At 73.5% G+C, this 11,668-nt stretch carries 14 protein-coding genes; 6 read left to right on the top strand and 8 right to left on the bottom strand.

Annotation, left to right across the window (positions count from 1 at the left end; translation table 11 throughout):
• Window positions 1-8: 8 nt before the first annotated feature.
• Window positions 9-770 (top strand): hypothetical protein, encoded by a 762-nt coding sequence (locus ACFYUV_RS33050; RefSeq protein WP_358286614.1) that lies wholly within the window; start codon window positions 9-11, stop codon window positions 768-770.
• Between the two features lie 43 nt (window positions 771-813).
• The gene (locus tag ACFYUV_RS33045; RefSeq protein WP_387675361.1) at window positions 814-1,686 is read left to right on the top strand and encodes a DUF2268 domain-containing protein; all 873 of its coding nucleotides are present in this window, start codon (window positions 814-816) and stop codon (window positions 1,684-1,686) included.
• Here ACFYUV_RS33045 and ACFYUV_RS33040 read toward each other — a convergent pair.
• Together ACFYUV_RS33040 and ACFYUV_RS33035 are read right to left on the bottom strand one after the other, a co-directional pair.
• Window positions 1,656-2,294, bottom strand: coding sequence for a response regulator (locus tag ACFYUV_RS33040; protein ID WP_387675360.1), 639 nt, complete (start codon window positions 2,292-2,294; stop codon window positions 1,656-1,658). The genes ACFYUV_RS33045 and ACFYUV_RS33040 overlap by 31 nt on opposite strands.
• A 154-nt stretch (window positions 2,295-2,448) precedes the next feature.
• Window positions 2,449-3,756 (bottom strand): sensor histidine kinase, encoded by a 1,308-nt coding sequence (locus ACFYUV_RS33035; protein ID WP_387675357.1) that lies wholly within the window; start codon window positions 3,754-3,756, stop codon window positions 2,449-2,451.
• A gap of 144 nt (window positions 3,757-3,900) precedes the next feature.
• Here ACFYUV_RS33035 and ACFYUV_RS33030 point away from each other — a divergent pair, with 144 nt between their 5' ends.
• Entirely contained in the window at window positions 3,901-4,464 is a 564-nt protein-coding gene (locus ACFYUV_RS33030) for an ATP-dependent Clp protease proteolytic subunit (protein WP_357975757.1), read from the top strand.
• 2 nt (window positions 4,465-4,466) lie between these two features.
• Complete coding sequence (locus ACFYUV_RS33025; RefSeq protein ID WP_364342966.1) at window positions 4,467-5,084, top strand: ATP-dependent Clp protease proteolytic subunit; 618 nt, start codon at window positions 4,467-4,469, stop codon at window positions 5,082-5,084.
• A 372-nt stretch (window positions 5,085-5,456) separates the two neighbouring features.
• On the opposite strand, the gene ACFYUV_RS33020 is transcribed toward ACFYUV_RS33025, so the two are convergent.
• From ACFYUV_RS33020 to ACFYUV_RS33005, 4 genes are all read right to left on the bottom strand, one after another.
• Complete coding sequence (locus ACFYUV_RS33020) at window positions 5,457-5,723, bottom strand: DUF3817 domain-containing protein (RefSeq protein WP_387675354.1); 267 nt, start codon at window positions 5,721-5,723, stop codon at window positions 5,457-5,459.
• Between the two features lie 2 nt (window positions 5,724-5,725).
• Window positions 5,726-6,223 (bottom strand): hypothetical protein, encoded by a 498-nt coding sequence (locus tag ACFYUV_RS33015; RefSeq protein WP_387675351.1) that lies wholly within the window; start codon window positions 6,221-6,223, stop codon window positions 5,726-5,728.
• Between the two features lie 418 nt (window positions 6,224-6,641).
• Window positions 6,642-7,070 (bottom strand): MarR family winged helix-turn-helix transcriptional regulator, encoded by a 429-nt coding sequence (locus ACFYUV_RS33010; protein WP_387675349.1) that lies wholly within the window; start codon window positions 7,068-7,070, stop codon window positions 6,642-6,644.
• 41 nt (window positions 7,071-7,111) lie between these two features.
• Window positions 7,112-7,699, bottom strand: coding sequence for a TetR/AcrR family transcriptional regulator (locus tag ACFYUV_RS33005; RefSeq protein ID WP_387675347.1), 588 nt, complete (start codon window positions 7,697-7,699; stop codon window positions 7,112-7,114).
• Between the two features lie 80 nt (window positions 7,700-7,779).
• Here ACFYUV_RS33005 and ACFYUV_RS33000 point away from each other — a divergent pair, with 80 nt between their 5' ends.
• The gene (locus ACFYUV_RS33000) at window positions 7,780-8,817 is read left to right on the top strand and encodes an FAD-dependent monooxygenase (protein ID WP_387675344.1); all 1,038 of its coding nucleotides are present in this window, start codon (window positions 7,780-7,782) and stop codon (window positions 8,815-8,817) included.
• 143 nt (window positions 8,818-8,960) lie between these two features.
• Entirely contained in the window at window positions 8,961-9,722 is a 762-nt protein-coding gene (locus tag ACFYUV_RS32995) for a sulfite exporter TauE/SafE family protein (RefSeq protein ID WP_387675341.1), read from the top strand.
• A gap of 32 nt (window positions 9,723-9,754) precedes the next feature.
• Here the strand turns inward: ACFYUV_RS32995 and ACFYUV_RS32990 are convergent, their stop codons facing one another.
• Together ACFYUV_RS32990 and ACFYUV_RS32985 are read right to left on the bottom strand one after the other, a co-directional pair.
• Window positions 9,755-10,876: an MFS transporter gene (locus ACFYUV_RS32990; protein ID WP_387675338.1), complete on the bottom strand. Its 1,122-nt coding sequence runs from the start codon at window positions 10,874-10,876 to the stop codon at window positions 9,755-9,757.
• On the bottom strand, window positions 10,873-11,625 hold the full coding sequence (locus ACFYUV_RS32985; protein WP_387675335.1) for a DeoR/GlpR family DNA-binding transcription regulator: 753 nt from the start codon (window positions 11,623-11,625) through the stop codon (window positions 10,873-10,875). The genes ACFYUV_RS32990 and ACFYUV_RS32985 overlap by 4 nt, the downstream gene beginning before the upstream one ends.
• Between the last annotated feature and the right edge of the window lie 43 nt (window positions 11,626-11,668).

Genomic DNA, 11,668 nt, shown 5'->3' with positions numbered 1-11,668 from the left:
GTGCTTTCATGGCAAACGTGGCAAGTCCCCTGCAGTACGGTGATCCGCCCCAGCTGGGGCGCTACGTCGTGCAGGCCCGCCTGCACACGGCTCCGGCCGGGTTCGTCTACCTGGGACAGGGACCCGACGGGCGCGCGGTGTCGCTGGCCGTGCTCACCCGGGGCGCCGCCCTCGACGCGGCGGCGCGCGACCGGTTCCTGACCGCGATCAAGGAGGCGCCGGGGCGGTCCGGCGGGCGCGGGTGGCTGGGGCTCGGCCGGGCGCGCGCCTCGGTGCTCGACGGGACGCCCGAGGTGCTCGACGTGCACGACGGGCCGGCGCCGTGGGTGGCGGTGCCGTACGCGCCGGGGCAGCCGGGGGCCGAACGGTTCCTGGACCCGGTCATGGTGGGCGGGACGTTCATCGGGCAGGCGCACGGGCCGGACTTCGTGCCGTACTGGCTGACCGACCGCGCGCCCGCGCTGCCGGGGCCGCTGGCGCGGCGGCTGCCGCTGACCGAGACGCGGCGGCGGGTGCTGCTGGCCGCGCTGGCGCTGGCGCTGCTGCTGGTGCTGGTCACGACGATCCTGCTGTTGCTGCTGTTCGGCAGGCGCGACAGCGAGCCGATGCCCCGGCAGCTCCCGCCGACGGTGTTCGTGCCCACGCCGCCGCCCACGCCCGCCACGCCGGTGCCGGAGCCCTCGCCGTCGCAGTCGCCGTCGCCGACGCGCACCGGTCCCGGCACGCCGGGGCAGTCGCCGGGCGACGAGCTCGGCGAGTCGCCGCTTTAATGCGTTTGAGCCTCACGTTACGTGAGGCTTTAGCGTCCGCGGCATGGAGTTCATCGTTCACGACACGCTCACGGCCATGGCGGACCTGCTCGCCCGGCCGCTCGCCGACCGGCCCGAGGCGCTGCGGGAGATGCTGGCGCCGATCCGGCCGGCGATCCCGGTGCCCGGCGACATCGTCGACATCCACCACCAGGGCGGCGGCTTCCGCGTCGACGCCGAGGACGCCCGTTACCTGCCCGCCGTCCGGGCCATGATCGAGGCCGACGTGCTCGGCCAGGTGCGCAGGGAGCTGGAGCGCGCCTCCCACGCGCTGAGGGAGGCCAGGCAGGCCTCCTCGCTTCAGGTGATGTTCGTGCTCGGCGACCCGGACAACGAGCACCTGATGAAGGTCAGCGGCGGCTACTACGGGATGGGCGGCTCGCCCGGCTGGCTGTACCTGCTGGGCTGGCCGTCGGAGGAGGTCATCGGCCGGATCGCGCACTGCGCGGTGCACGAGTTCCACCACAACGTGCGCTACACCAACGTCGAGTGGGACCCGCGGAAGGTCACCGTGGGCGAGCACGTGGTGGCCGAGGGGCTGGCCGAGGCGTTCGTCCGGGAGCTGTCCGGCCCGGAGGCCATGGGGCCCTGGTCGCGGATGGTGACCGGGGAGGAGCTGGAACGCGCCCACGGGCTGATCATGGACGCGTTCGACCTGGAGGGCATGGGGAACACCCCGGCGTACGTGCTGGGCGACAGCGCCATGCGGCGCTTCGGCCAGGAGCCCCGCGGCATCCCCGACATGGCGGGTTACGCGGTGGGGCTGCGGCTGGTGGACCGCGCCCTGGCCGCGAAGGGCCTGAGCGCCGCCGAGGCCACCCTGCTGCCGGCCGCGCAGCTGCTCGATCAGCCGGGGGAGACGAACCCGGACTCGTAGGCGGCGATCACGGCCTGGGTGCGGTCGCGCGCGCCCAGCTTGGCCAGGACGTTGCCGACGTGCGTCTTGACGGTCTCCTGGCTGACGACCAGCTCGGCGGCGATCTCGGTGTTGGACATGCCCCTGGTCATCAGCCGCAGCACGTCGCCCTCGCGGCCGGTGAGCCGGTCGATGCCCGGCACGTGGGCGCGCGGGCGGCGGCCGGCCAGGGTGCGGATCGCGGCCGGGAACAGCAGCGACTCCCCGGCCGCCACCAGCCTGATCGCCTGGATCAGGTCGTCCGGTCTGGTGCGTTTGAGCAGGAAGCCGCTCGCTCCGGCGCGCAGGGCGTCGTAGACGTGGTCGTCGTTCTCGAACGTGGTCACGACCAGGACCTTGGGCGGGTCGTCGAGCGTCACGAGCCGGCGGGTGGCCTGGATGCCGTCCATGGCGGGCATGCGGACGTCCATCAGCACGACGTCGGGGCGCTCGCGGCGGACGACCGGCAGGACCGCGGCGCCGTCCCCGGCCTCGCCGACCACGCGCAGGCCGGGCTCGGCGTCGATGATGACGCGCAGCCCGGCGCGGATGAGGTCCTCGTCGTCGGCGATCACGACCTTGAGTGTCATGCCCCTGACCGTAGCGGCACCTGGGTGGAGAGGGTTCGGGGGTGTCCTGGGCTGACGGCGGCGGCCTGTCCTGGGAGCGAGCTGTCTGGAGGGGATCAGCGGGGGCCTGTCTCGGGAGGGAGCTGCCCGGAGGGGGCGGCCGCGGTGTGGGGGGTCATGGGGTCGGGCGCAGGGGGAGGCGGACCGAGACCGTCCAGCCGTCCTCGTCGGGGCCGGCGCGCAGGTCGCCGCGGAGCAGGCGCACCCGTTCGCGCATGCCGTCAACGCCCCGGCCGCCGCCCCGCCTGCGCCTCCCGCCGTGCCTCTCGCCGTGCCTCCCGCCGGCGTTGCTGACCTCCAGCCGCAGGTCGTCGCCCTGCACGGCGGCGGCCAGCCGGACCGTGCCGCCGCCGTGCCGGATCGCGTTGGTCAGCGCCTCCTGCAGGATGCGGTACGCCTCCCTGGAGACGACGGCGGGCACGCCGGACAGGTCGCCCACGTCCTGCCGCACCTCGGCGCCGGAGCCGGCCACCAGCGCCGCGAGGTCGGCCAACGTCGCCTGGGGCGCCCGCCGCCCGTCCTCGCCGCTCTCCCGGTGGCCCTCGCGGCGCCCCTCCCGCCTGCCCTCACCTGCATCGTCGCGTGTGTCCGCGCGCCCGTCCGCGCGCCCGTCCGCGTGTGCGTCCTCGCGCAGGACGCCGAGCACGTGGTCGAGGTCCTCCAGTGCGGCGCGGGCGGACTGCTCGATGGCCGCCAGCGCGGTTCTGGCGGTGGCCGGGTCGCGGTCGAGGACGCGTCCGGCCGCGGCGGCCTGCAGGGTGACGACGCTGAGCGCGTGCCCGACCGAGTCGTGCAGCTCGCGGGCCAGCCGGTTGCGTTCGGCCAGCGTACGGGCGTGATCTTCGGCGGCGGCCAGCCGCTCGGCGGGAGTGGGGCCGAGCAGCGGGGGAGCCAGGGCGGCCAGCAGCGCGCCCGCGCCCGCCGCGCCCGCCACCAGCAGCGCCAGCGCCCCCACGCCCGCCGCCGCCCACAGCACGGACGGCCACCCCGGCTCGGCCGTGAGGCCCAGCACCGGCATCGGCTCCCCGATGAACGGCAGCGCCATCGTGAACATCGTGAACGGCACCACCGCCAGCGTGAACCCGCTCACCACGCCGCCCACCGCCAGATGCAGCGTGAACCACGCGGCGGTGCGCCGCCGCTCCTGCCACGACCGGCGGGCCTGCCGCGGCGGGGTCTCCACGCGGGCCCCGAGCAGCCCCTGGGCGGCGTTCACCTCCAGCGCGCGCACCGGCAGGAACAGCCCGGTCACCGCCACCACCGGCAGCACCGCGACGAACACCCCGACCTGGATCGGCATCAGCAGGTCGGGCGACGCGCCGCGCCACAACCCGGCGACCAGCACCCCGGCCATCATGTACGGCATCAGCAGCGCCCCGCCCAGGATGAGGCACGCCCAACGGCGGGGGAGGTTCCTTCTCACATCCGGGATTGTATGTCGATACTTTTTCGCGCTGGGAGTAATGCGCCTTGAGTGAAATGCGCCCCCAGCGAAAATAGGCCGGAATTCACCGTCGCCGGGTCTAGCGTTTTTCGCAGAATTAGTTTCGGCAGAAAGGCGACGTCAATGACGGAGACCCAGCGCGCGGCCTGGCCTGACCAGCTCAGTCAGCGCCTGCTGAAGGAACGCATCGTGGTGCTCGGCCAGGAGGTCGACGACGAGATTTGCAACCGGCTCTGCGGTGAGCTGCTTTTGCTGGCAGCCGAAGACCCCAATCGGGACATAACGCTCTACATCAATTCGCCGGGCGGCTCGGTGACGGCCGGCATGGCGCTCTACGACATGATGCAGTTCGTCCCGTGCGACGTGGCGACGGTGGCGATGGGCTTCGCCGCCTCCATGGGCCAGCTGCTGCTGACCGCCGGGGCGCCGGGCAAGCGTTACGCCCTGCCCAACGCCCGCATCGTCATGCACCAGCCGCTGGGCGGCATCGGCGGCTCGGCCAGCGACATCCAGATCCAGGCCGACAACATGCTCTACACCAAGCGCAGGATGGCCGAGATCATCGCCCACCACACCGGCCAGCCGCTCGAGCGCATCCAGGCCGACTCCGACCGCGACCGGTGGTTCACCGCCCAGCAGGCGCTGGAGTACGGGTTCGTGGACCACATCGCCGAAGGGATGAACTGACCATGAGCGGTCGCTACGTGCTGCCCTCCTTCACCGAGCGCACCTCCTACGGGGTGCGGGAGATGAACCCGTACAACAAGCTGTTCGAGGACCGGGTGGTGTTCATCGGCGCCCCGATCGACGACACGGTGGCCAACGACGTCATGGCCCAGCTCCTCACGCTGGAGTCGCTCGATCCCGACCAGGACATCAACATGTACATCAACTCGCCGGGCGGGTCGTTCACGGCGATGACGGCCATCTACGACACGATGCAGTTCGTCCGGCCGGAGATCCACACGGTCTGCATCGGGGAGGCGTCCTCGGCGGCGGCCGTCCTGCTCGCGGCGGGCACGCCGGGCAAGCGGGCGGCCCTGCCGCACGCACGCGTCCTGCTCCACCAGCCGGCCACGGAGGGCGGCCGGGGGCAGTCGAGCGACCTGGAGATCCACGCCAGGGAGATCGTGCGGATGCGTGACCAGCAGGAGGAGATCCTGGCCCGGCACACCGGGCGCGGGGTGCTGGAGATCAGGAAGGACATCGAGCGCGACCGCATCTTCACCGCCGAGCAGGCGCGCAGCTACCGGCTGATCGACGACATCTACGCCTCCAGGAAACGCACCCTGGCCGCCGCCCACTGACCTACCGCCCGAGCCTGGTGCGAGCCCGCTGGTCCCTCTGGGACCCGGCAGCCCTTGGGGCTGGTCTGCCTGGAGTTGGCCTGTGGGCTCGTGTGGGCTGGTCTGTCCGGGGCTGGCCTGCCCGCTGGTGTCCTCGGGGCCCTGCGGGAGGTCTGCCTGGGCTCGTGCGGGCTGGCCTGTCGCTGGTCTCCCCGGGTCTCTGCGGGCTGGGTTGCCTGTGCCTCGTGCCCGCTGGTTAGCCTGTGCCTCCTGCGGGCTGGTCTGCCCGGGACCTTCGGGTCGCCCGGCCGTGGTCCTGCCTGGACCGCGGTATCGGCGTCCTGTTTGGGCCTGGCCTGCTGGCCTGCTCGGGGCCCTGGCCGGGCCCCGGGATCATCCCTCCCGGCCGTCCGGTACGGCGCGCAGGCGTCGCAGGGCCAGCAGTCCGCCGACGCCGGGGACGAACGCGCTCCAGCGCGCCCCGGGCGTGCTTTGCGCCCTGGGTGTCATGGCCACCGTGGCGATGACGATGAGGTAAGCCATGCCGTGCAGCGGGCCGGCGTAGGTCGTGATCGCCTTGGCGTGCACGGTGAGCAGGTTGGTCAGCAGAACCGCCAGCGTGACGGCCTCGGCGGCGGCGGCGATGCGCAGGGTCAGCACGCTCAGGCTCCCGTCTGCTCGCCCGGACGGACGATCATGAGCACGACGACGGCCGCCCACAGCAGGTTGTAGACGCCGGTGAGCATCGTCAGCGTACGGAGTCGGCGGCCGTCGTCGGGGGCGTCGAGGGCCTGGCGCTGGCGGGGGTGGATCTGGGTGGCCAGCAGGGCGCCCGCGACGGCGGTGAGGACCATCGCCACGATGATCCAGGTCTGCCCCATCCGTCCCTGCACACTGGCCAGCACGATCCCGGCCAACGGGACGATCAACCCGAACGCGGCGTAACCACCGGTGATGCGGTGCAGCACAGCGGCTACGGCGGCACTGCGCTCCGCGCCGGCGGCTTTGCCAGAGCCGACGGCCGTGGCAGAGCCGGCGGTGGTGATGGGCGTCGTGGATGCGACGGGGGCGTAACGGGGGAACAAGCTCGACGCGACCGCCGAACCGCCGACGAACACGATCCCCGCCAGCACGTGGATGGACAACAGGACATGATTCATGGATCGCCTCCAACCTTCAGGGTGACTGAAGCCTAGCGAAACCTTCAGCCACCCTGAAAGCCGCCCGGTCATTCGGGACTGCGGCGCACCCGCGCCTCCGCCTTCGCCCGCGCCCGCGCCTTCGCCTGCTAGGCCATCGCGGCCGGGCTGCGCGTCCTGTACGCCGGCTTCCACCGCCAGATGGCCGGCCATGTCACCTGCGACCAGCAGGCCAGCTGCATCCCCGCCATCCTTGACCCGTCCCGATACGGCGCTCGCCCTGGTGGCCCTGCCGAGGGGCTGGCCGCCTACGTGCTCACTGGCGTCACCCCCCGACCGCCGCCCGCGAGCAGGTGCTGGCGGCCGTCGCAGGGCTCTACCGCTGATGCGGCGACGGAGGACGGGCAGGGGTGGAGGCGGGGCGGTGGGGGGCGAGAGGTCAGGGGGTGGGGAAGGCGGTGCGGATCGCTTCGCCCACCTGTTGGTGGATCGGGTCGGCGTCGGGGCCGAAGAGGCGTTCGTCGACCTTGGTGATGGCCTGGGCGGCCTCCCGCAGGAGGCGGTGCCCCTCGGGGGTGAGCTCGATGGTCGAGGCCGACCCCGCCCGCGCCGTACGGTCGCGCACCAGCCCCGCCTGGACGAGCCCCTTGACCGCCGCGTGCACGCTCTGCACCGAGATGCCCGACATGCGGGCCAGGTCGCTGAAGGACGCGCCGGGCACCCCGGCGATGTGTCCCAGCAGTCCCAGGCGGCTGATCGTCAGCTCAAGCGGCGCCAGCTCGGCGGAGAGCTCCGTCTCGACCCGCCGCGCCAGCGTGAGCACCACGATGGAGGTGCTCGACACGGGCGGTCCGTTCTCGATCGTCACCGGTCCAGTCTCGCCTACCCGGCCGTGGCGGCGCCCGCCGGTCACCCGTGCGGCGGGTAGACGGTGTGCAGGAGGTCGCGCAGGAAGGCGTCGAGGTCGTCGAGGCCATAGTCGGCCAGCGTCTCGGCCGGTTGGGTGAGCAGGTAGGTCAGGGCCGTGTTGAGGCACATCGTGACCGTCGCGGCGGTACGCCGGGTCGCGGGCAGGCCCGCCGCCTCGTGGGCGCGCAGGTGCAGGGCCAGGTCGGCGCGGGTGAGCTCGGCCAGGGTCGCGCGCAGGTCCGGTCTGCGCGCGGCCTCGGCGTGCAGTTCGAGGTAGGCCAGGACCCGCGACCTGTTGGCCGTGACCGCGTGCTCGACCAGGCGGCGCAGGAACGCGGCCAGCCCGTCGCGCCCCCGGATCTTCTCGGCCGGAGCCGCATGGAGGTCGGCCCAATAGCGCTCGACGCAACGTTCGGCGGCGGCCCGCAGGAGGGCGTCGCGGGTGGCGAAGTAGTTCTTGGCCGTGCCCTCCGGCAGGCCGGCCGCGCGGTCGATCGCCCGGTGGGTCAGGCCCCTGCCGCCCTCCTGGGCCAGCACCTCGATCGCGGCGTCGCGCAGCTGGTCGCGCCGGTTCCGGTTCTCCGCCATGGCCTCCATCCTCGCAGTTGCCTTGACCACCACAACAGTGGTACCACAGTTGTGGTGAACGAGAACAGGGAGGTGTCGCCATGAAGGGGTCCGCGGTGATCGTCGGCGCCGGGATCGGCGGTCTTGCGACGGCCGTCGGCCTGCGGAGGGCCGGCTGGGAGGTGACCGTGCTCGAACGCTGGCCCGAGATCCGTCCGGAGGGCACGGCCCTGGGCATGCGTCCGGCCGCCCAGTCCGCCCTCGACCGGCTCGGGCTGGGGGCGGAGCTGCGGCGCCGTACGGTGCCCTACCGTTCGGCGCAGATCCTGACGCCGGACGGCCGCCGGCTGGCCGACCTCCCCCTTGAGCGCATCGAACGCAAGGAGGGCAGGCCCGTGCTGATGCTGTCCAGGGTGTCGCTGATGGAGATGCTGCTCGACGCCGCCGGCGCGGCGACCGTCCGGACCGCCGCGGACATCACCGACCCCGCGGCCCTGCGCAGCCGGTACGACCTGGTCGTGGGGGCCGACGGGCTGCGCAGCACGGTCCGCCGGGCGTTCTTCGACACCACGGCCCGGCCGCGCTACACCGGCATCGTGGCCTGGCGGGGCGTCGCCGCGTTCGAGCCGCCCGTCCATGGCGAGACGTGGGGGGCCGGTCAGGTGTTCGGCGTCACGCCGCAGGAGCCCGGCGTGACCAACTGGTACGCCGCCGTCGCCACCCCCGAGGGGCACCGCGAATCCCTGGACGCGCTGCGCGCCCGCTTCGCCGGCTGGCACACCGCCGTCACCCGCGCCCTGGCCGAGGCCGACGAGAAGAACGTGCTCCGGCACGAGATCCACGACCTGCGGCCGCGCCTGCGCTCGTTCGCCGGCGGCAACGCGGTCCTGGTGGGGGACGCGGCGCACGCCATGACGCCCTCGCTCGGCCAGGGCGCCTGCCAGGCCCTCCTGGACGCCGACACCCTCACCACCTGCCTGCGGGAGGCCGGGGACGTGGCGTCCGCGCTGCGTCGCTACGACGCCTCGCGCAGGAGGCCCGCGCAACGCGTGGTCACCATGTCGCGCCTCATGACCCGCCTGGCCGGGCACCACCTGCAGGGCCCCCGCAACCTCCTGCTCCGCCTCCTCGACGCCTGACCGCACGACTGGAGCACGCGAGGGGCGGGGGTGGGGGCACCGGGGGACGGCGCGGGGGGGCCGGGGTGAGGGGGTGGCCTGCGGTGGGTGGTTAGAGGGGGCTGTAGTGTTCTGGGCGTTTCCGGGGGGAGTGGGGGAGCGGCGTGCCGCTGGAGCAGGTTGTGGTGTTGCTGGCGGCCGCGGCAGGCGCCGGATGGGTCGACGCCGTCGTGGGCGGCGGCGGGCTGGTGCAGCTGCCGGCGTTGCTGATGACCGGCATGCCGCCCGTCCAGGCCATGGCGACCAACAAGTTCTCCTCGGTGTTCGGCACGGCCTCGGCCGCCGTGGCGTACGCGCGCTCGACCAAGATCGACCGTCAGGTGGCGTTACCGGGTGCGGCGCTGGCCGTGGTGAGCGCCGGACTGGGCGCGTGGGCGGCGGCGGCGATCTCGGCCGACGTGTTGCGCCCGGTCGTGATGGTGGTGCTGCTCGGCGTGGCGGCGTTCGTCACGTTGCGCCCTTCGATGGGCGCCCTGCCGCAGCCGCACCTGCGGACCGACGGCCGGGTGGTGGCGGCGGTGGCCGCGGCGGGCGTGGGCATCGCCTTCTACGACGGCATCATGGGGCCGGGCACCGGCACCTTCCTCATCATCGCCTTCACCACCATCCTCGGCCTGGACTTCGTCGCCGCCTCCGCCTCGGCGAAGATCATCAACGTGGGCACCAACCTCGGGGCGCTGGCGGTGTTCGGGCTGCAGGGCCACGTGCAGTGGGCGCTCGGCCTCGGCATGGCGCTGTGCAACGTGGCCGGCGCCCAGCTCGGCGCCAGGATGGCGATCAGGCGCGGCACGGCGTTCGTCCGGGTCGTGCTGTTGTGCGTGGTGGTGGCGATGGTGATCAGGCTCGGTTGGCAGCAGTTCGGCTGATCCCCGGCACGCCGCCGCCCGCGATCGGACGCCTAAGACCGCAGGGCGGGGGCCGTCAGGGCGACGAAGGCCGCCATCAGCGCCGGTACGGCCAGCGCCCGAGGCAACCCGGCGAGCTGGGCCACCGCCCCGATGATCACCGGCCCCGACAGGAACCCCAGGTACCCCACGGACGCCACCCGCGCCAGCGCCCGCCCGGCGAAGGCCGGATCCCGATGCCCGGCGGCCGAGAACACCTGCGGCACGATGCATGACAACCCCGCCCCGAAGCAGCCGAACCCCACCACCCCGGCCACCGGCCCCCCGCCGAGCAGCGCCAGCCCGAGCCCCGCCGCCGCCAGCAGCCCGCAGCACCGCACCAGCACCACTGGCCCGAACCGGGCGGCCAGCCGGTCGCCCGCCAGCCGCCCCGCGGTCATCGCGATCGAGAACGCGGCGTACCCGGCGGCGGCGAACCCCGCCGAGGAGGCCAGGTTCTCGCGCAGGTAGACCGAGCTCCAGTCGGCCGCCGCCCCCTCGCCCACCAGGCAGCAGAAGGCCAGCACGCCGAGGAACAGGATGCCCTTGGGCCGTCCGGACCCCGAGCCGCCGGCCGGCAGGGGAGCGGGCGTCGAGCGCAGCGCCCACCGCCGGGCCCACACCGCCAGCACGGCGATCACCGCCCCCACGCACCCGAACGTCACCGACGGCGGCAGCCCGGCCTGCGCGAACAGCCCGCCCGTCGTGGCCCCGGCGAACCCGCCGACGCTGTAGACGGCGTGGAAGGACGACATCACCGGCCGCCCGCAGGCGCGTTCCACCTCGACGGCGTTGGCGTTCATGGACACGTCCAGGACGCCGTGGACGATCCCGAAGACCAGCAGCGCGGCGGCCAGCGCGCCCAGGTTCGGGGCGAAGGCGGGCGGCACCAGCACCACGCCCTGCGACAGGGCCGCCGGGATCATGACGCGGCTGCTGCCGTACCGGTCCACCAGGCGGCCGACGGTCGTCATGCCCGCGACGGCGCCCGCGGCGATGGCCAGCAGCGCCAGGCTGAGCCGTCCCGCGTCGAGCCCGAGGGCCTCCTTGATGGCGGGGATGCGGGCCGTCCAGGTGCCGATGGCCAGGCCGGCCAGGAAGAACAGCAGGTGGACGGCCGTCCGTTCGCGTCTCACCCGGCCTCCTTGACGTCCACCCCTGCCGCGAGGAGCGCGTCACGCTGCTCGGGCGGCACGCCCTCGTCGGTCACCACGACGTCCAGGCGGGAGATCGGGCAGACCGCGCCGAAGGCCGTACGGGAGAACTTGCCCGAGTCGCAGGCCACGATCACCCGCCGGGCGGCGGCGATGGCCGCCCGTTTGACCGCGACCTCGGGCAGGTCGTGCGCGGTCAGGCCGTGCTCGGCCGACAGGCCGCAGCAACCGATCACCGCGGTGTCGAAGCGCAGCGCCGCGATCGAGCTCTCGGCGAGCGGGCCGGTGACGTTCAGCTCGCCCTTGCGGACCTCGCCGCCGGGCAGCACCAGGCGCACCCGCGGCGCGGCGGCCAGCAGCGAGACGGCCTGCAACGCCAGCGGCAGCACGGTCAGCCGCCGCCCGGCCAGGGCGCGGGCCACCTCCAGCACGGTGGTGCCGCCGTCCAGGACGACCGCCTCCCCGTCGGCGATCAGCGCCGCGACCTGGACGCCGATGCGCCGCTTGGCCTCCACCGCCTCCCGCTCGCGTACCCCGAACGGCGGCTCCTCGCCGCGCAGCAGCAGGGACAGCGCCCCGCCCCTGACCCGGCGGACCACGCCCTGCTGGGCCAGCTCGTCCAGGTCGCGCCGGATGGTCATCTCCGACACGCCGTGCCGCTCGGCGAGCTCGGTCACCGAGACGCTGTCCTGGGCGCGCAGGGCGTTCATGATGGCGGTCAAACGTTCCATCTGTTCATACAAACACCGAAAATGTGCGCAATACAATGACGGA

The organism is Nonomuraea sp. NPDC003560 (assembly GCF_042878785.1).
In the GTDB taxonomy this organism is placed as follows: domain Bacteria; phylum Actinomycetota; class Actinomycetes; order Streptosporangiales; family Streptosporangiaceae; genus Nonomuraea.
The sequence above is the reverse complement of the archived record's forward strand: the minus strand, read 5'-3'. Positions and strand labels throughout refer to the sequence as shown.

Bases quoted from the DNA above. Each gene is read 5' to 3' on its own strand.
- ACFYUV_RS33050 (WP_358286614.1), top strand. From the start codon at position 9: ATGGCAAACGTGGCAAGTCCCCTGCAGTACGGTGATCCGCCCCAGCTG.
- ACFYUV_RS33045 (WP_387675361.1), top strand. From the start codon at position 814: ATGGAGTTCATCGTTCACGACACGCTCACGGCCATGGCGGACCTGCTC.
- ACFYUV_RS33040 (WP_387675360.1), bottom strand. From the start codon at position 2,294: ATGACACTCAAGGTCGTGATCGCCGACGACGAGGACCTCATCCGCGCC.
- ACFYUV_RS33030 (WP_357975757.1), top strand. From the start codon at position 3,901: ATGACGGAGACCCAGCGCGCGGCCTGGCCTGACCAGCTCAGTCAGCGC.
- ACFYUV_RS33025 (WP_364342966.1), top strand. From the start codon at position 4,467: ATGAGCGGTCGCTACGTGCTGCCCTCCTTCACCGAGCGCACCTCCTAC.
- ACFYUV_RS33015 (WP_387675351.1), bottom strand. From the start codon at position 6,223: ATGAATCATGTCCTGTTGTCCATCCACGTGCTGGCGGGGATCGTGTTC.
- ACFYUV_RS33005 (WP_387675347.1), bottom strand. From the start codon at position 7,699: ATGGCGGAGAACCGGAACCGGCGCGACCAGCTGCGCGACGCCGCGATC.
- ACFYUV_RS33000 (WP_387675344.1), top strand. From the start codon at position 7,780: ATGAAGGGGTCCGCGGTGATCGTCGGCGCCGGGATCGGCGGTCTTGCG.
- ACFYUV_RS32985 (WP_387675335.1), bottom strand. From the start codon at position 11,625: ATGGAACGTTTGACCGCCATCATGAACGCCCTGCGCGCCCAGGACAGC.